This window comes from Coriobacteriaceae bacterium (genome assembly GCA_025992855.1).
GTDB lineage: Bacteria > Actinomycetota > Coriobacteriia > Coriobacteriales > Coriobacteriaceae > Collinsella.
In genome coordinates this window covers 821,222-843,565 of the sequence record DAJPGB010000001.1, presented here as the reverse complement: position 1 = coordinate 843,565, position 22,344 = coordinate 821,222, and the positions used below count along the sequence as shown (strand labels likewise).

The 22,344-nt window shown below is 61.8% G+C and carries 15 protein-coding genes; 2 read left to right on the top strand and 13 right to left on the bottom strand.

Annotated elements, in window-relative coordinates; translation table 11 throughout:
- Positions 1–2 precede the first annotated feature (2 nt).
- From OIL88_03485 to kdpA, 6 genes are all read right to left on the bottom strand, one after another.
- Entirely contained in the window at positions 3–461 is a 459-nt protein-coding gene (locus OIL88_03485; protein ID HJI71433.1) for a PTS sugar transporter subunit IIA, read from the bottom strand.
- A 9-nt stretch (positions 462–470) separates the two neighbouring features.
- Positions 471–2,435: a PTS sugar transporter subunit IIA gene (locus OIL88_03480; protein HJI71432.1), complete on the bottom strand. Its 1,965-nt coding sequence runs from the start codon at positions 2,433–2,435 to the stop codon at positions 471–473.
- A 347-nt stretch (positions 2,436–2,782) separates the two neighbouring features.
- Positions 2,783–4,732, bottom strand: coding sequence for an NAD(P)/FAD-dependent oxidoreductase (locus OIL88_03475; GenBank protein HJI71431.1), 1,950 nt, complete (start codon positions 4,730–4,732; stop codon positions 2,783–2,785).
- A gap of 248 nt (positions 4,733–4,980) precedes the next feature.
- A complete protein-coding gene (gene kdpC / locus OIL88_03470) occupies positions 4,981–5,571 on the bottom strand; it encodes a potassium-transporting ATPase subunit KdpC (protein HJI71430.1) in 591 nt (196 codons plus the stop codon).
- Positions 5,572–5,583: 12 nt separating this feature from the next.
- Positions 5,584–7,638, bottom strand: a complete 2,055-nt coding sequence (gene kdpB, locus OIL88_03465; GenBank protein ID HJI71429.1) for a potassium-transporting ATPase subunit KdpB — start codon at positions 7,636–7,638, stop codon at positions 5,584–5,586.
- A 16-nt stretch (positions 7,639–7,654) separates the two neighbouring features.
- Positions 7,655–9,478 carry a potassium-transporting ATPase subunit KdpA gene (gene kdpA, locus OIL88_03460; protein HJI71428.1) on the bottom strand — a complete coding sequence of 608 codons (1,824 nt, stop codon included), beginning with the start codon at positions 9,476–9,478 and terminating at the stop codon, positions 7,655–7,657.
- A gap of 334 nt (positions 9,479–9,812) precedes the next feature.
- Between kdpA and OIL88_03455 the strand changes: the two genes are divergently transcribed.
- Both OIL88_03455 and OIL88_03450 read left to right on the top strand, forming a co-directional pair.
- Complete coding sequence (locus tag OIL88_03455) at positions 9,813–12,548, top strand: sensor histidine kinase KdpD (protein ID HJI71427.1); 2,736 nt, start codon at positions 9,813–9,815, stop codon at positions 12,546–12,548.
- Positions 12,541–13,245, top strand: a complete 705-nt coding sequence (locus OIL88_03450; protein ID HJI71426.1) for a response regulator transcription factor — start codon at positions 12,541–12,543, stop codon at positions 13,243–13,245. The genes OIL88_03455 and OIL88_03450 overlap by 8 nt, the downstream gene beginning before the upstream one ends.
- Before the next feature lie 98 nt (positions 13,246–13,343).
- Here OIL88_03450 and OIL88_03445 read toward each other — a convergent pair whose 3' ends face one another.
- From OIL88_03445 to OIL88_03415, 7 genes are all read right to left on the bottom strand, one after another.
- Positions 13,344–14,561, bottom strand: coding sequence for an FAD-dependent oxidoreductase (locus OIL88_03445; GenBank protein ID HJI71425.1), 1,218 nt, complete (start codon positions 14,559–14,561; stop codon positions 13,344–13,346).
- Between the two features lie 96 nt (positions 14,562–14,657).
- Positions 14,658–15,563, bottom strand: a complete 906-nt coding sequence (locus OIL88_03440; protein ID HJI71424.1) for a sugar phosphate isomerase/epimerase — start codon at positions 15,561–15,563, stop codon at positions 14,658–14,660.
- Between the two features lies 1 nt (position 15,564).
- Entirely contained in the window at positions 15,565–16,803 is a 1,239-nt protein-coding gene (locus tag OIL88_03435) for a glycoside hydrolase family 88 protein (GenBank protein HJI71423.1), read from the bottom strand.
- A gap of 107 nt (positions 16,804–16,910) precedes the next feature.
- Positions 16,911–17,582, bottom strand: a complete 672-nt coding sequence (locus OIL88_03430) for an SGNH/GDSL hydrolase family protein (protein ID HJI71422.1) — start codon at positions 17,580–17,582, stop codon at positions 16,911–16,913.
- A 77-nt stretch (positions 17,583–17,659) separates the two neighbouring features.
- Positions 17,660–19,822: a pectinesterase family protein gene (locus OIL88_03425; GenBank protein ID HJI71421.1), complete on the bottom strand. Its 2,163-nt coding sequence runs from the start codon at positions 19,820–19,822 to the stop codon at positions 17,660–17,662.
- Positions 19,819–20,664, bottom strand: a complete 846-nt coding sequence (locus tag OIL88_03420; protein ID HJI71420.1) for an alpha/beta hydrolase — start codon at positions 20,662–20,664, stop codon at positions 19,819–19,821. The genes OIL88_03425 and OIL88_03420 overlap by 4 nt, the downstream gene beginning before the upstream one ends.
- Before the next feature lie 68 nt (positions 20,665–20,732).
- The gene (locus tag OIL88_03415; protein ID HJI71419.1) at positions 20,733–22,328 is read right to left on the bottom strand and encodes a glycoside hydrolase family 28 protein; all 1,596 of its coding nucleotides are present in this window, start codon (positions 22,326–22,328) and stop codon (positions 20,733–20,735) included.
- Positions 22,329–22,344 lie beyond the last annotated feature (16 nt).

Below are 22,344 nucleotides of genomic sequence, written 5' to 3'. Positions count from 1 at the left end.
TGTCAGTCCTCCACGTTCTCGATCAGATACTGATACAGCTCGGCCTCGGTCGGAATCGTCTTGAGCTTCTCGATGAAGTCCCTCGACGCGAGCTTCCTTGCAAAGCGCGAAACCACGGCCAGATGGGTGTTGCCCTCGTCGACCATGGGCATCACCAGGCAGACGGCCACGTTGACCGGCTCGTCATCGATGGCCTCCCATTCGATGGGCTCGGCAAAGCGAACCACCACGACCTTGGGGGTCACCTCCCCGGCGATCTTGGCATGCGGGATGGCGATACCGCCGCCGCACCCCGTAGACCCCTCCTCCTCTCTCTTGTTGAACGCGTCGCACAGCTCCTCGAACGACGCGCCGGAATCCAGACACAGACCCGAGACCGCCTTGATGGCCGCCTCCTTGGTGGGCTCCACGGGGCGCACGCCGATATGGACGTCGCCCGGGGACATCATGGTTTCGAGCATTTGTTCCTCCTATTCGGATTCTTGGGACATGACCTGGATCAGCTTCTGCCGAAACATATCGGCGGGCACCCCGTTGAGGTCGCTGATGGCACCCTGTTTATCGAGGCTCGCGAGCCTGCGGTAAAACTTGGAAAAGACGCTCGCGTGCTCGCGCAGGATATCGGTCGAGCATGCGAAGAGAAAGACGCACGAGACCTCCGTGTCACCCCAGTCCACGCCAGCCGGCGCACGGCCGATCACCAGGTGCGACTCGCGAATGATCTCGGGGTTGCCGTGCGGCACCGCGATGCAGTTGAGGCTCGTGGGGCTCAGCTCCTCGCGCGCACGGACGGAATCGTAGAAGTCCTCACCGACGGCGCCGAGGGCGACGAGGTGGTCGACCATCAGGCGCAGCACGCCATCGCGGTCGATGCCCTCGGGCAGGTCGATCACGTCGGCCTCCTCGATACGTTTGACGATCATGTCGGTATCGATGCGGTCGTTGACGCACTGGCGGATGCGATCGATCTCGTTGCCGCGCAGGGCCGGCGAGACATAGATGACCTCGGCCTTGGTGGGCGGGATGCGCTCGGTGGCAAGCACCATGTCGAAGGATTCTTCGCAATCGAGGTAGTCCTGCAGCGACAGGATGGCCTTGATATGGAGCGCGGGAAACAGGCGTCCCACCTTCTCGGCGATGAGGTTGGCGGCGGCCTGCCCGTAATGGCAGACCACGGCGGCCGTCATCTCGCGGCGGTCCGAGAGCTGGCGCTCGAGCGCGACCTGGAAGTGCAGGGCAAGGTAGACGATCTCGGTCTCGCTCAGGCGATAGCCGAACGCCGCGTCGATCTTGTTGGCGGCGACCGTCGCCATCTCGAAGCCGAGCGGGTAGCGGTGCTTGATCTCCTCCTCTTGATACGGATCGAGCACCGTGGGAACGTTGTCGCGGCGGATGACCGTCGTGTAGATATGGAGCGAAAAACCTTGGCGGAGCTTGCGGTCGGAACGCAGGTCGACGGCGAGCGTGTCGGCGATGTCGCCGAGCAGCTCAAGAACGAAGGCGTCCATCTCCTGGGCGACCTCGTCGAGATCGAGCTTGCGGGATTTGCGGACCGAAGCCATGAGGCCGGCGAGAAAACGCAGCTGGGACTCGGTGAAGCTCGCGCGGTTGTCGCGCGCGGCCTTCTCCACGCGGCGGCGATACGGCAGCGCGTCGGGCAGCGACGCGAGCTGGACCAGCGAGCCGTCCAGGTCGAACGGCTGGGGCGTGGCGGCGTCCACGCCGATCTCGAACATCGCGGAATCGTCGGTGCCGGGAGCGCCGTCGCTCAGCAGGAACACCGCGGAAAGCAGCAGGCGGCGGTAGGCGTCGTCGGTCAGGCTCTCGTTGGCATCGCTGCGAAGCACGCGGGCAAACGCGACCCCCGCCTCGATGCGCTTGCGGGACAGGCCCTCGAAGACGGGGATGCCCTCGCCCTCGACAACCGCCAGCTCCATGAGGAAGTCGACGCCGGGCACATAGGGCAGCAGCAGGTCGACGCAGGTCGTGACGCGCTCGTACGGCGTGCCGCCGAAGGCGACGCCCAGACGGCGCTCGGATTTGATAGGCATGGCGCCATCGGTCTTGAGACGGGCGATGCGCTTCTCGACAAGCGACTTGCTCACATGCAGCGCGTTGGCAATCTCTTGCATGGTCACAAAGCCATCCGCAAAGATGAGATAAAGGCTGATAAGCTCGTCGGTGCCGATCGCAGCATCGCTCGCGAGCTCGGTCAAAAGGTTGAGAAGGTTATGCGCGCCCTCGACCGTCACGACATTACCGGGGGTCAGGTGGACCGACACGCCGGCTGGGACCGTGATGTCCTCGAGCGCATGGAGCTCGGTGCGAACCGTGCCCGAGGTGACGCCCAGCACCGAGCAAAGCTGCTTGAGCTCGACCTCGCCGCAATCGTTGAGATAACGCAGGGTATCGATCTGTCGCTTCGTTGGCCTCATGGCGCCTCCTTTCGACTATCAGTTAACCGCAAGGGAACGCGTTTATTGCCTCATCGTTTTTAAACGATTGAGCAATTCGATGTGGTTTGGAACATCTTCGCAGGTCATGGTGCATGTCTGCTTCATCTGCAAGGGCGAAGCCAATACGCTGCCCATTTTGTTGCACTCCGTGAACGGCAGCTTTTCACGGGCGAACGGTCATCGACTCCGGCATACGCAAGCGGCGGCTGCCCCAACACGCAAGGCAGCCGCCGCTATTTCCTATCTGTCGATTGGTGCAAAGGTGCCAGGTTTGTATGCGCCAGGTTGGTGCAAAGTAACCTGACCCCCATGCACCAAGGGGTTGACTAGAGGGCGCAGGCCACTTTGTAGCCGTCGCCGATGGCGTCGCGGATGTTGCCGCACTTGTTGGCGTCGCCCAGCACGTGGGTGGTAACGCCAGCAGCTGCCAGGTCGTCGGCAAGCTTGGTGTTGGGACGATAACCCATAGCGAGCACCAGCGTATCGGCACCGGTGATGGTGTGGATCTCGCCGTCCTTCTCGTAGCTGATGGTGTCCTCGGTGATCTCGGTCACCTTGGCCTCGGTCAGCACGTGGACGCCCTTGGAGAGCATGCGCGTGATGAGCACCGCGCGACCGGCGCCACCTTCGTTGGCGGCAAGGGTCTTGGTCATCTCGATGACGGTGACGTCGCGGTTGGCCGGCGACAGGTCGTTGACCAGCGGGGCCAGGTAGTCTGCCGTCTCGCAGCCGACGGTGCCGCCGCCCACGATGACGATCTTCTTGCCCGGGAAGGCATTGCCGCCCAGCAGGTCGTCAGCCGTCATGACCTGCTTAAAGCCCTGCATAAAGGCCGGAGCGATGGGCTCGGCGCCATAGGCCAGGACAACCTCGTACCCGGCGTAGTCACGCTGGATGTCCTCGGCCGAAAGCTCGGTACCAAAGACGCACTTCACGCCGGCCCCGGCCAGACGACGATACTGGTACTTAATCACGCGGGTGAGCTCCTGCTTTGCCGGCGGGACGGCCGCGATGCGCATCTCACCACCCGGCTCGTCCTGCTTGTCCACGAGCACCACGTTGTGTCCGCGCTTGGCGGCAATGAATGCCGCCTCCATGCCAGCGGGACCGGCGCCCACAACGAGCACGTTCTTGGCCTCGGCGGTAGGCTCGTAACCGGCCTCGTCGCGCTCGACATCGGGGTTAACGGTGCAGGAGATGCGCTTGCCAAACATGATGCCGTTCAGGCAGCGCAGGCAGCCGATGCAGGGGCGAATCTCGTCGGCGTTGCCGGCAGCCGCCTTGTTGCAGAACTCGGCATCGCACAGGTTGGCGCGACCCATCATGCAGATGTCGGCGGCACCGTCCTCGATCAGCTCCTCGGCAATCCATGCCTCGTTGATGCGGCCGACCGTGGCGACGGGAATGTTCACGTGCTTTTTGATCTCACGCGAGCAGGCGGCGTGCGAGGCCTGCTGGGTACCGGCGGCGGGAATCGCGGAGCCGCGTTTGATGGTGGTGCCGCCCGACACGTGGATCATGTCGACGCCGGCCTTCTCCAGGCGACGCGAGACATAGATCATGTCGTTGAGGGTCAGGCCGCCATCGGTGTACTCATCGCCCGAGATGCGGACGTCGATGATGAAGTCCTTGCCGCAGCGCTCGCGAATCTCGGCGATGACCTCGAGCAGGAAGCGCATGCGAGCATCGAGCGAGCCGCCGTACTCGTCGGTACGCTTGTTGTAGAGCGGTGTCAAGAAGCCGCCGAGCATGCCGTGGGCATGCGCCGCATGGACCTCGACGCCATCGACGCCGGCCTTCTGCATGCGCACGGCAGCGTCGCCAAACTGGTGCGTGAGCTCATGGATCTCGTCAACCGTAATGGGGCGCGGTGCCTCGCGGGCATAGGACGGGCCCACGAAGGACGGAGCGATCAGGCGCGGCGTACCCGGGATATTAAAGGCCATGTAGGCGGGGTGGAAGAGCTGCGGCATGATCTTGCAGCCATACTCGTGCACGGCGGCGGCGAGCTTTTCCCAACCGGGAATGAACGTGTCGTCGTAGCAGCACATGTCGCCCGGCAGGTAGGTATAGGTGGGCTCGACCGTCACAACCTCGGTAATGATGAGGCCCACGCCGCCCTTGGCGCGAGCGCGGTAGTGGTCGACCAGGTCGTCGGTCACATAGCCATGGTCGGCCAGGTTAGTGGATACCGGCGGCATAAAGACACGGTTCTTAACCTCGGTCGTACCAACCTTGATGGGGCTAAAGAGCATCGGATAGGCAGAGGACTCCATACAGGCTTCCTTTCGTTTGAGCCGCTCGGCGGCAGTTGCTAACGTACCTATCGTATCAGTATCCGCCGCATTCGCACTCGCTCGCACTCCCCACCTTCAATCCCGACCCTCACAAAAAAGTTGCGGTGGAATACGGAGTAGATGAGGCTTTTGACAGGCAAAACAGTCCGTATTTCACCGCAACTGATGGGCGGAGTGGAATTGAGGGCTCAGGTAGTCAGTCATGCCCTCATCCGCCACTCCCTCACCTACAGCGCGCCGTCCAGCATAAGGTTCACCTTGAGCACGTTGACCGTGGGCTCGCCGAAGACGCCCAGGAATCGGCCCTTGGTGCACCGGGCGATGATCTCGCGCACCTCGCCTTCGCTCTTGCCCGTGGCCTTGGCAAGGCGCGGGACCTGGTACTCGGCGGCATCCGGAGAGATCTCCGGGTCGAGGCCGGACCCCGAACACGTCACCAGGTCGACGGGCACAGCGTCCATATCGGCATCGGGGTTGGCGGCGCGGATCTTCTTCACGCGCGCATCCACAAGCTGCCGATACTCATCACTCGCCGGGGACAAATTGGACGGGGCACCATACGCCATGAGCCCGCCATCTTCGCCTTCGACAATTGACACGTTCTGGATACGACCCCACATGTGGGCTTCGTCATCGAAGTTCTGGCCGATGAGCTCGGAACCCACAACCTTGCCGTCGACCGTAATGAGCGAACCGTTCGCCTGATACGGGAACGCAACCTGGGAGATGCCGGTCACGACGAGCGTATAGCCCAGGCCGCAGACAACGGTAAACAGCGCGAACACGCCCAGTGCGCGCGATGCAACACCTTTGAACATACAAACCTCCACTTACATAATGCCGCAGAACGCGAGCAGCATGTCGATGAGCTTGATGAATACGAACGGGGCAACGATGCCGCCCAGACCCCACACGAGCAGGTTGTGGGTCAGCAGCTGTCCGGACGGGACCTCGCGGTACTTAACGCCCTTCAGCGCGGCCGGGATCAGCGCGACGATAACGAGCGCGTTATAGATGATGGCCGAAAGAACCGCGGACAGCGGGCTTGCCAGACCAAGGATGTTGAGCGCGCCAAGGCCCGGGTAGATCGGCGAAAACAGGGCCGGGATGATAGCGAAGTACTTCGCCATGTCGTTGGCCACCGAGAAGGTCGTGAGCGAACCGCGGGTCATGAGCAGCTGCTTGCCGATACGCACGACCTCGATGAGCTTGGTAGGGCTGGAGTCGAGGTCGACCATGTTGCCGGCCTCCTTGGCAGCCTGGGTGCCCGTGTTCATGGCCACGGCGACGTCGGCCTGGGCCAGAGCGGGCGCGTCGTTGGTGCCGTCACCGGTCATGGCGACCAGGTGCCCCTCACGCTGGAACTCGCGGATCTTCTCGAGCTTGCCTTCAGGGGTGGCCTCGGCCAGGAAGTCGTCAACGCCGGCCTCGGCGGCGATTGCCGCGGCGGTGAGCGGGTTGTCGCCCGTCACCATTATGGTCTTGATACCCATGCGGCGCAGGTCGGCGAACTTCTCCTTAACGCCGGACTTGATGATGTCCTTAAGGTACACAACGCCCAGCACACGGCAGTTCTTGGTCACGACCAGCGGGGTGCCGCCGGCCTTGGCGATGCGCTCGACGGCCTCGTCGCACTCCTGGGAGAACACGCCGCCGGCTGCCTCCACATAAGTGCGCACGGAATCGGCAGCGCCCTTGCGGATCTCATTGCCCTCGTAGTTCACGCCGGACATACGCGTTGCCGCGGTGAACGGGATGAACTCCATACCCTTATCCTCGAGCGTGCGACCGCGCAGACCGAACTGCTCCTTGGCGAGCACGACGATGGAACGACCCTCGGGGGTCTCGTCGGCCAGCGAGGAAAGCTGGGCGGCATCGGCCAGCTCCGCGGGATCGACGCCGTCGACCGGGATGAACTCGGCGGCTTGGCGGTTACCCAGGGTGATGGTGCCGGTCTTGTCGAGCATGAGGATGTCGACGTCGCCGGCGGCCTCGATGGCGCGGCCGGACATGGCCAGCACGTTGGCCTCGTTCAGACGGCTCATGCCGGCGATACCGATGGCGGACAGAAGGGCGCCGATGGTAGTGGGAGCCAGGCACACGAGCAGTGCCACGAGCGTGGTCACGGCCGTGGGGTTGACCATGTCGTTAAGACCGGCCGAGAAGCAGGAGTAACAATACAGGGCCAGCGTGACCAGGATAAAGACGATAGAGAGGGCCACCAGGAAGATCTCCAGAGCGATCTCGTTAGGGGTCTTCTTGCGCGCGGCACCCTCGACCATCGCGATCATCTTGTCCAGGAAGCTCTGGCCGGGTTCGCTGGAGATCTTGACGATGATCCAGTCGGATAGCACCGTGGTACCGCCGGTAACGGCAGAGCGGTCGCCGCCGGCCTCGCGGACCACGGGGGCGGACTCGCCGGTGATGGCGGACTCGTCAACGGAGGCAGCGCCCTCGATGACGTCGCCATCGCCGGGAATCTGCTCGCCGGCGCGTACGATCACCAGGTCGCCGCGCGTAAGCTCGGTGCCGGAAACGACGGTGAAGTGCTCCTTGTCCTCAACGGACTCGATGCGATGGGCCTCGACATCCTTCTTGGCCGCACGCAGGGAATCGGCCTGAGCCTTACCGCGGCCCTCGGCAAGCGCCTCGGCGAAGTTCGAGAACAGGTCTGTGAGCCACAGGATGACCGCGATGGCGACCACATAGTAGGTGGGCACACCCGCGTCCTGCACACCGAAGATGGAAGCGACGGCCAGGACGGAGGTCATGCCGGCGGAAAGCCACACCAGGAACATGACCGGGTTTTGAATCTGGACGCGAGGATCCAACTTGGCAAACGAGTCGCGGACCGCGCGGCCCATCATGTCTTTTTGCATAGCCATAAATCTGCGCCCTCCTTTACGCAATCATCTGGAAGAACTCGGCAACGGGGCCAAGCGCCAGGGCCGGGAAGAAGCTCAGGGCACCGATCAGCAGAACGATGAACACGAGCAGGAATACGAACATGCCGTTGGTGGTAGACAGGGTACCGGCGCTCTCGGCGACCTTACCTTTCTTGGCCAGCGAGCCGGCGATAGCCAGCGTACCGATGATGGGCATGAAGCGGGCGAACAGCATCTCGAGGCCGAGCATGACGTTGATCCAGGGAATGTTGCAGTTCATGCCTGCAAACGCCGAGCCGTTGTTGCCGCCGCATGAGGTGAAGGCATACAGCACCTCGGAGAAGCCGTGCGCGCCACCATTGTTGAGCTGGTCGGCAAGACCGGGCACCATGCAGGCGATGGCCGAACACACCAGAATGGCAAACGGAGTTGCCAGGCACAGGACAACTGCCCAGCGCATCTCGCCCGGCTCGATCTTCTTGCCCAGGAACTCAGGCGTGCGTCCGACCATGAGGCCGGCGATGAACACTGTGAGGATGGCGAAGCCGATCATGCCGTACAGGCCGCAGCCCACGCCGCCGAAGACGACCTCGCCCAGAGCCATCTGGAGCATCTGGACAAAACCGCCCAGCGGGGTGTAGGAGTCGTGCATGGAGTTAACCGAGCCGTTGGAAGCAGCCGTCGTGAAAGCGGACCAGGTGGAAGAGGAGGCGATACCGAAGCGGCTCTCCTTGCCCTCCATGTTGCCGCCAGCCTGGCCATCGGTCATCTCGATGTTGACCGCGCCGCCATCTGCCAGCTGCGGGGTGCCCGCATGCTCGTTGAGGGCGATGATGCCGGCGAAGATCACCAGCAGGATGAACATGGCGGCAAAGATGGCCTTGCCCTGCTTGGTGTTTTTGACGCCGATACCGAAGGTGAAGCAACAGGCGGCCGGGATCAGCAGCAGGCTGGTCATCTCGATGATGTTGGTGAAGGCACTGGGGTTCTCATACGGATGAGCGGAGTTCACTCCGAAGAAGCCTCCGCCGTTGGTGCCGGACTGCTTGATGGCGACCTGAGGAGCCGCGGGACCCTGGGGCAGGAACTGCTCGGTGACCACGCGCGCGCCCTCGACAACCTTGCCGTCGACCTTGACCGTGTCGCCCTCGATCTCGGCGCCGTCGATGACGCTCCAGCCGCCGTCTGCATTAGGCTGGACAGCGACGGGCTCTACGAGCTCAGCCTTCTGAGCCGGCTGGAAGTTGGAGATGACGCCACCGGCAGCCAGGCAGATGCCGAACACGAGGTTCAGCGGGATGAGCACATACAGGACGGTGCGGGTGAGGTCGACCCAGAAGGAACCCAGACCCTGCTCCTTGACCTGACGGAAGCCGCGGATCAGCGCGAACATGACCGCGATACCGGTGCCGGCGGAAACGAAGTTCTGCACGGTGAGACCCATGAACTGCACAAGGTAGGACAGGGTGGTCTCACCGGAGTAGGACTGCCAGTTGGTGTTGGTTATGAAGGAAGCAGCCGTATTGAACGACAGGTCCCATGACACACCCGGCAGGTGCTGGGGATTGCCTGGCAAGAAGGACTGAAACGCCTGGAGTGCCACAAGAGCCACGAGGCCGATCCCCGAAAAGACCAGCACGCTCGCCAGATAGCGCCTACACCCCATCTGCTCTGCCGCGTCGATGCGAAGCAGACGATAGACGCCACGCTCCACAGGAGCAATCACAGGCGACAGGAACGTATGCTCACCATCCATGATATGGGCCATGAACCGACCGAGCGGAACGGCCAGGACGACGAGCACGGCAAAGTACAAGATGTACTGAATCGCAGCGTCCATAGTTTACGAATCACTCCTCATCAGAATGTAGATGTAATAGATAAGGAGTCCAATGCAGACGACTCCGATGATGGGAATGAGGATGTCCATTTACCGCCCCTTTCACGCGCGGTCCGATGTCTCGGACGCCTGCTCTCGCAAGCGTCTGGGGACAGTAAACGCTTCTAGGGATTAAAGAGGCGTGAGGGCCGGGGCTCACGTCCTTAAGATGCCGTAAAGATGCAGGTAGAAAGCACTATTGCGGCTGCAGTGCGCCTATACTCGACCTCGCGAGCATACAGTGGCGTCCTCACCGCGTATGCACGCATGGACAACGTTTCAGAAAGGCTACGCTATGCAGCGCGACGCATCGGACACTCGCGTCAACCCAGACCTCATCCTCAAGGCAATTGAGAAAGACGAGGCCGCCGATGACGCTCGAACCAGCCGGGGACACCTCAAGATTTTCTTTGGCTACGCTGCTGGCGCAGGCAAAACCTATGCGATGCTTCAAGCCGCCCACGCCGCCAAGCGGCGAGGTGTCGACGTCGTCGCGGGATACATCGAGCCGCACGAACGTCCGGCAACTGCCCATCTTGCACAAGGGCTTGAGAACGTGCCCTGTAAACTCATCGAGCACAACGGCATTGCGCTCAGCGAGTTCGATCTAGATACGGCTATCGAACGCGCCCCTCAGCTCATCCTTGTCGACGAGCTTGCCCATACGAATGCGCCGGGGTCTCGCCACGACAAACGCTATCAAGACGTCGAGGAACTTCTACATGCGGGAATCGACGTCTATACGACCGTGAACGTTCAGCACATCGAGAGCCTAAACGACATGGTTGCATCCATCACCGGCGTTGTCGTGAGCGAACGAATCCCCGACCGTATCTTCGATGATGCCGACCAGGTCGAGCTCGTCGACATAGAGCCCGAAGACCTACTTGAGCGCCTTCGCGCCGGCCTCGTCTACCGTCCCGCACAAGCCGACCGAGCGCAACAGCATTTTTTTACCGTCGAGAACCTCACCGCACTCCGAGAAATCGCGCTGCGCCGCTGCGCCGATCGCACCGGCCACCTCACAGATGCCGCACGCGTGCTGGGAAACCGTGACTACTACACCAGGGAGCGTATCTTAGTCTGTGTCTCCCCGGCGCCGACCAATCCCCGCATCGTCCGTGCCGCCGCACGCATGGCGAAAGCGTTTCGCAGCGAGCTCGTCGCCCTGTTCGTAGAGAGCCCGCGCACGCAGGCCATGAGCGATGATGAGCGCGCCAAGCTTGCAGCCAATATCGCCCTAGCCGAGCAGCTCGGAGCACATATGGAAACCGTCTATGGTGACGACATCGCGTTTCAGATCTCCGAGTTCGCGCGCCTGTCGGGTATTTCGAAGATCGTCATGGGGCGCACGGGCGAGCGCAGCAGCGTCCGTCAGGCCCTCTTCGGCCGCAAATCTCTCGTAGAACAGCTCATAACATTCGCCCCGAACCTCGACATTTACATCATTCCAGACCAGTCGACTCCGCCCTCCCGGCCCAAAGGACGCCGCCGCGCGGTCGCCCTGCAGCCGCCCAACAGCCGAAACGTGCTTCGCACGCTGGCCCTCTCTCTTGTCGCCACGGCGATCGGCACGGCTTTCCGCCATCTGGGATTTGCCGATTCCAGCATCATATCCCTCTATATCCTCACGGCCCTGCTGACCGCCGTCACCACGACGGGGCGTATCTGCACGATCGTATCGAGCGTGCTCTCTGTAGTGCTTTACAACTTCTGCTTCGTCACGCCTCTGTTTTCGCTCGCCAGCTACGACCGAAGCTATCTGGTCACGTTCGGCATCATGTTCGCTACCGCTATGGTCGCCGGCGAGTTAACTGCGCGCATCGCCGACAACGCCCGTACCTCCGCCGAGAACGCATTCAAAACGCGCGTACTCCTCGAAACGAACCAGCTCTTGCAGCAAGCCCATAGCGCGAAGGAGTGTGCCCGCGTCGCCATGAACCAACTCGTCAAACTGCTAAAACTCGACGTGGTCTTCTACACCGCCGAGCACGGCACGCTCGGCAAGACCCTCTATGAGTCCGCTGGCACCGAAAACCGATCCGCGTCGCTGTTCACCGACTACGAGCGCGCCGTTGCAACCTGGACCTACACCAACAACAAGCGCGCGGGCGCAAGCACGCGGACCCTGCCTGAGGCGCGCTGTCTCTACCTCGCGGTTCGTACCGGCGACAAGGTATTCGGTGTCATCGGCATCGACCTGGAGGGGCGCGAAATCGAAGCCTTCGAGCATTCGATCGTCCTATCTATCGTAGGTGAATGCGCCTTGGCGCTCGAAAGCGACCGGGCGGCGCAAGAGCGCGAAGAGGCTGCGGTCTTGGCGAAAAACGAGCAGCTGCGCGCCAACCTTTTGCGCTCCATCGGCCACGATTTGAGGACACCCCTCACGGCTATATCCGGATCTGCGGCAATCCTTCGGAAGAGCGACGAGAAGCTCAGCCTCGAACAACGCTGCGATCTTGCCGATGCCATCTACGACGACTCCCTCTGGCTTATCGATACCGTGGAGAACCTCCTCGCCATCACACGCGTCGAGGACGGCACCATTCGCCTCAACTTAACATCCGAGCTCATCGACGAAGTCATCGAGGCCGCCCTCAGCCATGTCGCCCAAGCATCGCATGGACGTGCCGTCACCATCGAGCACACTGACGACATCCTGCTGGTACGCATCGACGTCCATCTCATCATGCAGGTGCTTACGAATCTCATCATGAACGCCTTCAAGTACACGCCCGAGGACTCGACTGTCACCATCAGCGCGCGTCGCGAGGGTGCGTTCGTCGTGGTGGACGTCGCAGACGATGGGCCGGGTGTGGCAGACTGCGACAAGCCTCATATCTTTGAGCGCTTCTTTACCTCAGGCAATACGCGGCCCGTGGATTCGCGTCGAAGCATCGGCCTTGGGCTGTCGCTCTGCCGCTCCATCGTGGAGGCGCATGGCGGCGTCATCGAAGTTCGCGACAACCACCCCCATGGGGCCGTCTTCCGTTTTACCCTGCCCGCTGAGGAGATCGAGATTCATGAATAATGTCGCTAAGCCACGCATCCTCCTGGTCGAAGATGACCTGACCGTTCAAAACCTCGTTTCGACCGCGCTTGACCTCCACGGCTATGTCGTGAGCAAGGTTTGCAACGGCCAGGCCGCCATCATGGATGCGGTGTCGCACGGCCCCAGCCTCATCATGCTCGACCTCGGCCTTCCCGACATTGACGGTATCGAGGTCATCACGAAGATCCGAAGCTGGTCGGCAGTCCCCATTATCGTCATTTCGGCGCGCACCGAAGATTCCGACAAGATTGCAGCACTTGACGCAGGGGCAGACGACTACCTCACCAAGCCCTTTTCTGTGGATGAGTTGCTCGCGCGCGTCCGCGCGAATTTGAGGCGCTCCTCGATGGCGTCGAGCGAGTCGACAGAAGCGAGCACGTTCGACAACGGTCCGCTGCATATCGACTACGCCGCGGGATACGCGACGAAAGACGGACGCGAGCTCTCGCTCACCCCAACCGAGTACAAATTGCTCGTCCTTCTGGCGAAAAACGTCGACAAGGTGCTCACCCACACCTTCATCACCCGCGAGATATGGGGCACGAGCTGGGACAGCGATCTGGCGAGCCTGCGCGTGTTCATGCGCACCCTGCGCAAGAAGATCGAGGCAGACCCCTCTCATCCCAAGATGATTCAGACGCACATGGGTGTCGGGTACCGCATGCAGCGTCTCTAGCCCACCCCACAAAAAGTTGCGGTGGAATACGGATTAGATAAGGCCTTTGACAGCCAAAACAGTCCGTATTTCACCGCAACTGATAAGGATGGGATGGATTAGAGACCCAGGTAGGATGTCATGCCTTCGACGGCGAGCTTGGCGCCGGCTACGGCATGGACGACCGTGAGCGGGCCATTGACCACGTCGCCGGCGGCAAAGACGCCGGGCACGGTAGTCATGCCGTGCTCATCGACCGAAAGCAGGCCGCGATGGTCGGTCTCCAAGCCGCCCGTCGTAAGCACGAGCTTGTCCTTGGGCACCTGCGAGGCCGCGATGACGATGGTATCGGCCGCGGCATGGTCGAGCTCTTCCTCGTAGCCCACCACGTTGTTGTCCTCGTCGAAGATGGCCGTCTCGAACACGGGGCCGTTGTCGTCGATGGCGCAGATAGCCTTGCCGCACACGATCTCGGCGCCGTCGAGCTCGGTCAGCTCGACCTCGTCGTCAATTGCCGAGATGTGGCGCGAGCGGGCATACACGGTAACCTTGCGAGCGCCCGAGCGCAGAGCCGTGCGGGCCACATCCATGGCAACATTGCCGGCACCGATAACTGCCACATTCTGCCCGATCGCCACACTCGTGGGATCGACCAGGTAGTCGATGCCAAACAGCACGTTACCGCGCGACTCGCCAGGAATCCCCAGCTTGCGAGCACGCCAGGTGCCCGTGCCCACAAAGACCGCGTCATAACCGTCGCGCAGCAGATCGTCGATATGCAGCGCGCCGCCGATGGTGGTCGAGGGACGCACGCGCACGCCGAGCGAGCACATCACGTGGCGGTACTTTTGCACCAGCGAGCGCGGCAGACGGAACTCGGGGATGCCGTACTCCAACACGCCGCCGATCTCGGGGCGCTGCTCAAACACGGTAACGGCGCAGCCCAGCTGGGCCATCTTAATAGCCACGGTAATACCGGCAGGACCCGAGCCGACCACGGCAATCTGCTTGCCGCACGACGGGGCGGGCTTCCACTCCTTGCGATCGAGATACGCCGTGGAGATATAGTTCTCGATGCTCGAGAAGTGCACCGGCGTGCCCTTGCGACCCTGAATGCACGAACCCTCGCACTGGCCCGAATGGTTGCACACCATGGAGCAGACCGCGCTCATGGGGTTGTTCTGGAACAGCAACTCGCCCGCTTCTTCTAGACGACGCTGCTTAAACAGATCGATGACCTGCGGGATAGGCGTCTGCACCGGGCAGCCCTTGATCTGGCAGAACGCCCTTTTACAACCCAGACAACGATTTGCTTCCTCGACAATGTGGATAGCCACGCGATTCCCCTCTGATTCGCATCAACACAATAACGGGCAGTTCCAGATGCTGCCCAGTACCGGCAAGACGGCCGCCCGTAGCGGCCGCCAGCCACGCTACATCTCTCGATGTGCACCTTCGCAACGAGCAGACATACGCTCGAGCGTCGTCAAGCAGCCGGCTGCCGTCGCCGGCACGCTGTTCTCGACCACACACGGAATGCCCGGGCAGGCGGCAGCGGCCCAGGCAACGACGGGCTCAAAGTCGTAGCGACCCGTCTCGCCCACGCCATGGCACACCAGACGCGAGCCCGTGCCGTCACACCAGCCGGCCTCATCCTCGTTATCCACGACTTCGTAGTCCTTGGCATGCAGCACGCGAACCTTGCTGCCACACAGATAGAGCATGTGCGACGTAATCTCCTGCGCCTCACCGACAACGCTGGGGTGCAGCAGCGACACCGGGTCGTAAATCACGCCGAGCGCCGAGCTCGGCACACGCTCGAGCACCTCGCGGCAACGCTGGGGTGTGTTAACCGTCTCGTTCCAGCCGGGCTCGATCAAGATTTGGCCGCCCATGGCCTCGGCACGAGTGCAGATATGCTTGAGACCCTCCACAAATGCGTCGAGCGCCTCGTCGGTCATGCGGTCGTCCGCCACGGCGTTCTGCACATTGGGACGACCGGTCTCGGTACCCACCGGGCAACCGCCGAGCATCTTGGCAAAATTCAGGCATGCCTCGTACTCGGCAAAGTTGTCCATAAGCTGTTGGCGATCGGGGGTCGCCAGGTTTTTATAGCAACCGAACACAGCAACCGAAACCCCCGCCTCGTCGAGCACCGCGCGAAGGTGGTCGGCAAGCTCGCGCGTAAGGCCCAAACGGTTGATGCCCATCGACTTATAGAGCACCTTGCTCGGCAGCTGGATGCACGAAAAGCCCAGCTCGCCCGCCATGCGAATGCGCTCCTCGACCGTTCCCTGCGGAAGGTCGTGCAGGCGCACGCCCGGAGTAATGGCTCCCACGCTATTCACATCCCTTGCAAGCGTTGATGCCCGGGGTGTATCCGCCAAACGGGTCCTCGATGGAGCACACGCCCGAAGGGGCCAGCGGATCGCGCTTGCCGGCTAGCTTGTCGTGGTGCATGGTCTCGATATAGGCCAGCACCAGCGGCGCCACGCCCTTCGCGTCGTTTTTGACGATGGGCTCGCTCATGTAGTAGCCAAACGTGCCCTCGCGGTGCGTGGTGTTGCCCAGGCCCGCAACCAGGCAGATGTTGTCGAGCGCCAGCTGTCCATCATGCTCGGACAGGCAGGTCTCGCAGATGCCGTCGAAGGCACGACGACCATACTGGTAATAACGCTCGCCCAGCACGCCCAAGCGCACGCCCTTCATGATGGCATTGGCAAAGATGGCGCTACCGCTCTCCTCCAGATAGTTGGGGGCGATGTTGGGCAGGTTGATGACCTGGTGCCACATGCCGGTCTTCTCATCCTGATACGGCAGCATGGCATCGATCAGGTCGTGGAACATCTTGCGGATCTCGTCCTTCTCGGCCGACATCGAAGGCGGCATGAGCTCCCAGGTATCGATGAGCGCCATGGCAAACCAACCCTCGGCGCGCAGCCAGAAATTGGCCGAAAGGCCGGTGACCGGATCGCACCAGAACTGCTTGCGGCTTGCGTCGTAGGCGTGATAGTACAGGCCGTTGAGCGGATTGCGCATCAGATCGTGCACGACCTGGAACATATGGAAGCTGTCCGAGCAGGCACGGCGGTTGTGGAAGCTCAGCTCGTACTGCATGTAGAACGGCTGCGCCATGTACATGCCATCGAGCCAAATCTGGTTGGGGTAGACGGCCTTGTGCCAGAAGACGCCCTCTTTGGTGCGCGGCTGGGTCTCGAGCTGACGGTAAATGGTGTCCATGGCGGCACGGTATTTGGGCTTGCCCACCAGATCGTAGAGCTTATAGAGGGTCTTGCCGGCATTGACGTTGTCGAGGTTGTACTCGTCGGGGTTGTAATGCTTGATGGTGCCGTCGTCCTGGACAAAGAAGTCGATATAGTCGTCGGCGAAGGTCAGGTAGCGCTGCTCATCCGTGATCTCGTACAGCTCGATGAGCGCCTTGATCATGCAGCCATCGATGTAGTTCCAAGTGTTCTCCTTACCGGCACGGAGCTTTTCGATGTTCCAGGCCGGCGCCTGCGGCGTCGAGGTCTCGATCAACTGCTCGATGTAACGGTCCAGAATCTGATTGCAACCCATTGCTGTCCCCTCTGACGTTAATGATGGGTGAACGTTAACCCTAGTGTAACGCGAACGGGGAATGTAGGGTGAACGTTAACCCTACATTCCCCGCGAACGGCAGACTTTTAGCGGCAAACGGCAGCTAAGCCCGCGGCAATGCGATGCGCCAGACGCTCATAACCAGCCGGGCTGTAATGCAAACCATCCGGCATATAGAGCTCGCGATGCTCCGGCAAAAACGGGCTGATGCCGCTCTGCGCGTACAGATCGATTACCGGCACCGAGTAGCGGTCGCAAACCTCGAGCATCGCCCGCACGTACGCGATCTGCGTCAGGCCCAGATGGTTGAGCTCATTGCTCGCCGGAATATCCTTCTCGTGCTTGCCACTCGTCTTGCACGGCGTCATAAACACGAGCTTTGCCTGGGGTGAGCGCGCCGTGATGGTACGGATCAGATAATCGACCGCACCATAGAACTCATGCACATCGGTGCTGCCCAGCTCGCCGAGCGGCACGTTGCGGCTAAAGTCGTTGACGCCGCCAAAGACGACATAGACATCGGCCGCGTCATCGATGCCGTCCAGACGCTCGACAAACGAATCGGTACGGTCAGCCTTAATGGCGATGCGCGAACCCTTGATGCCAAAGTTCTCAACGGTCGCACCGCCCAGCAGCGCGCCCAGGTGCGTGGTCCAGGAGATGTCGTTGCCGCCTGCGCCGCATCCGTTGTCACCCCATGTGGTCGAATCGCCAAAGCAGCAGATGGTCGATTCACTCAATGTCTTCATCGGTTTCATGGTTATACTCCTCCCCGCCCAAACGGCGGTCTTTGGTCTTGTCAGTCATTACCGCTTGCTCGCGCTTTGCCCATGGCCTACGAGCAAACCCCGGCAGCACGCTCGTCAAGCCACTCGATATCCTCGGCAAGGTAAGCAACGCCCAAATGGTGCCCGCCCGGGCAGACCTCGTGTGACAAGTCGCCGGCATGTCCCACAAGCTCATAGGCGTCCCGAACGATATCGAGCTGCTCGTCCACGTTCGCAAGCCCACGGGCACCGTTAAGATGATCGCCCTCGCAGCTCTGCACCAACAGCGGGCGCGGCGCGATGAGCGAGGCAATATCGCCCATATCGAGCAGGCGCCACAGCCCCGGCACATAGTTGCAGCTGCAGTTGCCGTTGAGGTGCAGCAGCGAATCGTCGACACCGTACAGATAGCCCGAGACAAACGCCTTGCGCACGCGCGGGTCGAGCGCCGCCAGGTACAACGTCATGTATCCGCCGCCCGAAAAGCCAAAGCAGCCCAGGTCATCCATGGCAATGTCGCCGCGCGCCTCCAGGTAGTCGATCAGACGCATGTTGTCCCAGGCGTTGAGGCCTGCAACCGTAAGGCCCAGCGGCTCGGCCATGCGCGCCTGGTTTAGGCAGGTCCCGCGCAGGAAGCTGTTCTCGTCGTCGCCCTGGCCCTTCCAGTCGCGACGGTATCCCCAGCCGCGGGCATCGGGGCAGACGGTCACATAGCCCATGCGCGCCAGACGCAGACCGTAGTCGTAGTTGAACTTGCGTACGGCGTCGTCGACTGCCGGCACACCTGTCACGCCCGCAACACTTGCGGCGCCGGCGCCCTGGTGACCATGCGGGCAGATATAGCAGCGCTTGCGGCCGTGCGCATCGAGCTTGGGCGCCTGCGGCTCGAGCAGGTAGAACGGCATCCAAACGTCGCGCTCCACCTGCAGCATCGCATGGGTGCGCACGATACCGCCGGCAATCTGCACCCGATCGAGCTCGCGTACCTCAATCGGCACGCGGTCCATCAGTGATAAGCCCAACAGGTCAAACAGCCGAGCCCTCGTCGCAATCTGCCATGTCTCAAAGTCACCGGGCGTCGCGCCCTTAAACGCGGCGGAGCGGCCTTCTCGCTTAAGACGGTCGCGAAACGCCGGCTCGTCTTCGTAATAGGTGTCGATATGCACCGTGCGACCGTTATCGGAAAGACTGGCGGTCTCCACGGCGCCACCCGAGCCGCCCTCGGGGTCCCAACCGTCCGCACCGGCAAGCACCTGCTCGCGGGCATACCGGGCAGTGGCTGCAGCATCAAGCTCGCGGGCCCATGGCACCCAGCCAGCAACATCGCCTGCTGGGCCATGCAGGATTGCGCCGGCGTAGCATGCCCTCTCGTGTGCCTCCGGCTTATTCCAATCCCACCAGCCTTCGCACTTGATATGCTGCCCCAGCCAGCAATCGATCAGCACGGTCTGGCCCCACTCACGCCAAGGACGTCCCAGGTAAACCGAACCAGGCGTCACATCTTGCGCGGCCGTAAACGAGCAGCCGTGGAACACAAAACCGTACGGCTCACCCTCGGGTGTCGATGCCGCCGTCACGTAGCCGTTCACGTCCATATTGCGGTTGAGCGAGCGGATCTCGCACCCCTCAAAATAGGCACGCGCGCCGCCAAAGATAAAGTCGACGTCGCCCTCGATCCGGCAACGTCGGAAATACTGACGACCCACCCGGCGCGGTGCGAACTGCTTGGGCCCAATGAACCCGCCCGGTTTGACTTCGCGCGGGGGCAACGGGCCCAAAAACAGGGTGTCTTGGCGTCCCGTAATGCAACAGGCGTCGACCACTAAACGGTCGCCGTCGGCGTACAGGGCAATCGCCTGCCCCACCTCGCGACCGTCGCCGGCATCGTTGACGATCGTGAGGTTCTCGAGCCGCACGTCGTCGGCATCGACCAAAACGGTATAGGTCCTAAACGTGCCGAGCGTACCGTCGACACTCGAACCATCCTTCGAGGGCATCTTGGCACCCAGGCTGCCCACGATGCGCACGCTGTCAGCCGTCTCGCCCACCAGCGTCACATGCGGCCGACGAATCTCGACCCGCTCGCGATACTCGCCCGGATCGATATGGATCCTCACCGGCTGCTCGGCATCCGGACGGAGCTGATCGGCTGCCGCCAAGGCATCAGAAATCGTTGGATACGCTCCTGCTGCGACCCTCGAAACGCGCAGCGTATAGATGTTTTCACTCATCGACCATCACGCTCCCAGGCAGCGAACTGCTCAGGCCAGCCCTGAGCCTGCGGCTGAATATGCTCGGCACAGCCCTTAAAAGCCGTTTGGGCCGTGGCAAGCGCTGCCCCATGCTTTCCATGGGGAAAGACATGCAAACTAAGGCCAATCCCGTGGTCGGCAAGCGCCTGCGCAAGCAAAAGACTGTTTTGGACCGGCACCGATTTGTCCTCGGCGGTATGCCATAAAAACGTTCGGGGAAAGCCCTCGCTCACCATGTTCTCGACCGACAACTTTTGAGCCAAGGCGCCGTCGCCCCCCGTTAGGTGTACAAACGAACCGCGATGGGCATAGGACCCCGAACTCACGACCGGATAACCCAGGCAAAGTGCATCAGGCCGAATCGACTCAGGCGATGCCGCGATCGACTCTGCGAGCCAGGGCTGGTTCCAAAGCGCCCCAAGCAGGCCAACCAAATGCCCGCCGGCCGAAAAACCCATGACCGTAATCCGGTCGGGGTCGACACAGAACTCCGCCGCATGGCCTCGGACGGTATCGACCGCTCGCGCAAGCTCCTGCAACGCCAGCGGATAGACAGCCGGAGCAACCGAATAGTTCAGCACAAATGCCTGGTAGCCCATCGCCAACAAACGGAGTGCCACCGGCTCGCCCTCTCGCGGCGAAACGTGATCATAGCCGCCTCCAGGCACGATCACAACTGCAGGCAGCGGTTTTAAAGCATAAGCATCTTCGGTCGGGGCAAAAACATAAGACGTAATCGTGGCAGACGAGCCATCGACCCCGACAGGAATCGTTTTATTGAGCATGAATTCCCTTTCGCCATAATGCGTTGCGCAGCGCACACGGCCGCATCGCATAAGGGCTGCATTGCCGGTCTATCCGACAATGCAGCCCTGGTCATCAATCCGGGTTAGGAACGGACGATCTTGTCAACGTTTTGGAGTTGCAGCTCCTCGCCGTCCTGGCCCTCAACAACCACGTTTTGCAGGTCAAGTACCTTGACGTTTTGAGCGATGATGCCCTGGCGCACCATGGGCTCAACGCCGCAGGCCATGGCCGGGACAAAGGGCTCGGCATCCTCCGCGAAGGTCACATGGACATCCTGGAACGTCAGGCGCGTCACTTTGCTCTCGGGCAGGCCCGTGATGTAGGCCGCGGCGGCATGGCAGTTGGTGGCCTCGATATCGCGGAACGTCGTGGCACCAAAGCCGGGCGTGCGGTCGTCGACGGGCAGCGCCTCGCGGTTCTGGACATAATCGGTCTTGCCGTCCTTGTCGCAGAAGTAGAACGAATTGACCACGAAAGGCGTGAGCACCTCGTCCATGCGAATGTGCTCAAATGTGATGCCCTCGTTGACGGCGTCCTTGCCGCGACCGCGGCGGGTCTTGACGCGCAGGCCTCGGTCGGTGCGCTCAAAGAGGCACTTGCTCACGGTGAGGTCCTTGATGCCGCCGGCAGCCTCGGATCCCAGCACCACGGCGCCGTGGCCATCGTGCATGTAGCAGTGCGAGACGAGCATATCGTGCGTAGCGGGACGAAGCTCGGGCTCGATGCCCAGCTTGCCGCTCTTGATGGCGATGCAGTCGTCGCCCACCGAGAACTGGCAGCCAAGGACGCGGACAAAGCCACAGCTCTCGGGATCGAAGCCGTCGGTGTTGTGGGAGTTCTTGGGACCCTCGATGGACAGGCAAAGCGCATCAACGTGCTCACACAGAACGGGATGGATGTTCCATGCCGGGCTGTTGCGGACGGTAAAGCCGGCAAGGCTCACGTTTTGGCACTCGGACAGGAAGATCATGCGCGGGCGGGCGATCTCGCGGCCCTCCTCGGGGCGGAAGATATTCTTAAAGTCCTTGTTCCACCAGTTATCCTCGGCAAAATCGGTCTGGCCGTCGATGGCGCCGCGGCCATAGATGCACACGTCGTGCACGCTCAGACCCGTAAAGGTCGAACAGTAGGTCGAAAAGCTCTCGCCCTCCCAGCGGCCCAGGGGCAGCATATCGGTGCCGGCATACCCGGTGCCCTTGTCACCCGTGACCGTGCCCGGAATGTAGGCAAGCGCCGCGCGGTCGTGACGGGCCAGCAGCACCGCGCCCTCGGCGAGCTCGATGTTGATATTGCTCTTAAGGAAGAGGGACTTGATGCGGTAGTTGCCAGCGGGAATCAGCACGCGCCCGCCCTTGGGACAAGCCATGATGGCAGCCTGGATATTGGTGGTGTCATCGTGCTCGGCATCGCCTTTGGCGCCGCAGTCGCGAACGTTGATGGTAAAGGGCTCCGCGGGCGTGGTGACGCCCACGCTCAGCTCGCGCTCGCCGCAGACAAAGCGGACGAGGTTGCGCTTGCCGGGAACCAGGCCGTCAACATAGGTCTCGACCGTATTCGTGGTACCGACGGGCTCATCGTTGACAAAGATCTCCCACGTATCGGCACAGGTAAAGTAGCCACCGTCGTCGAGCTCGATAACGGCCGCGCGGGCATTGCGCCAGATAACGTTCGTCTCCATGGGTCTCTCCCTCAAA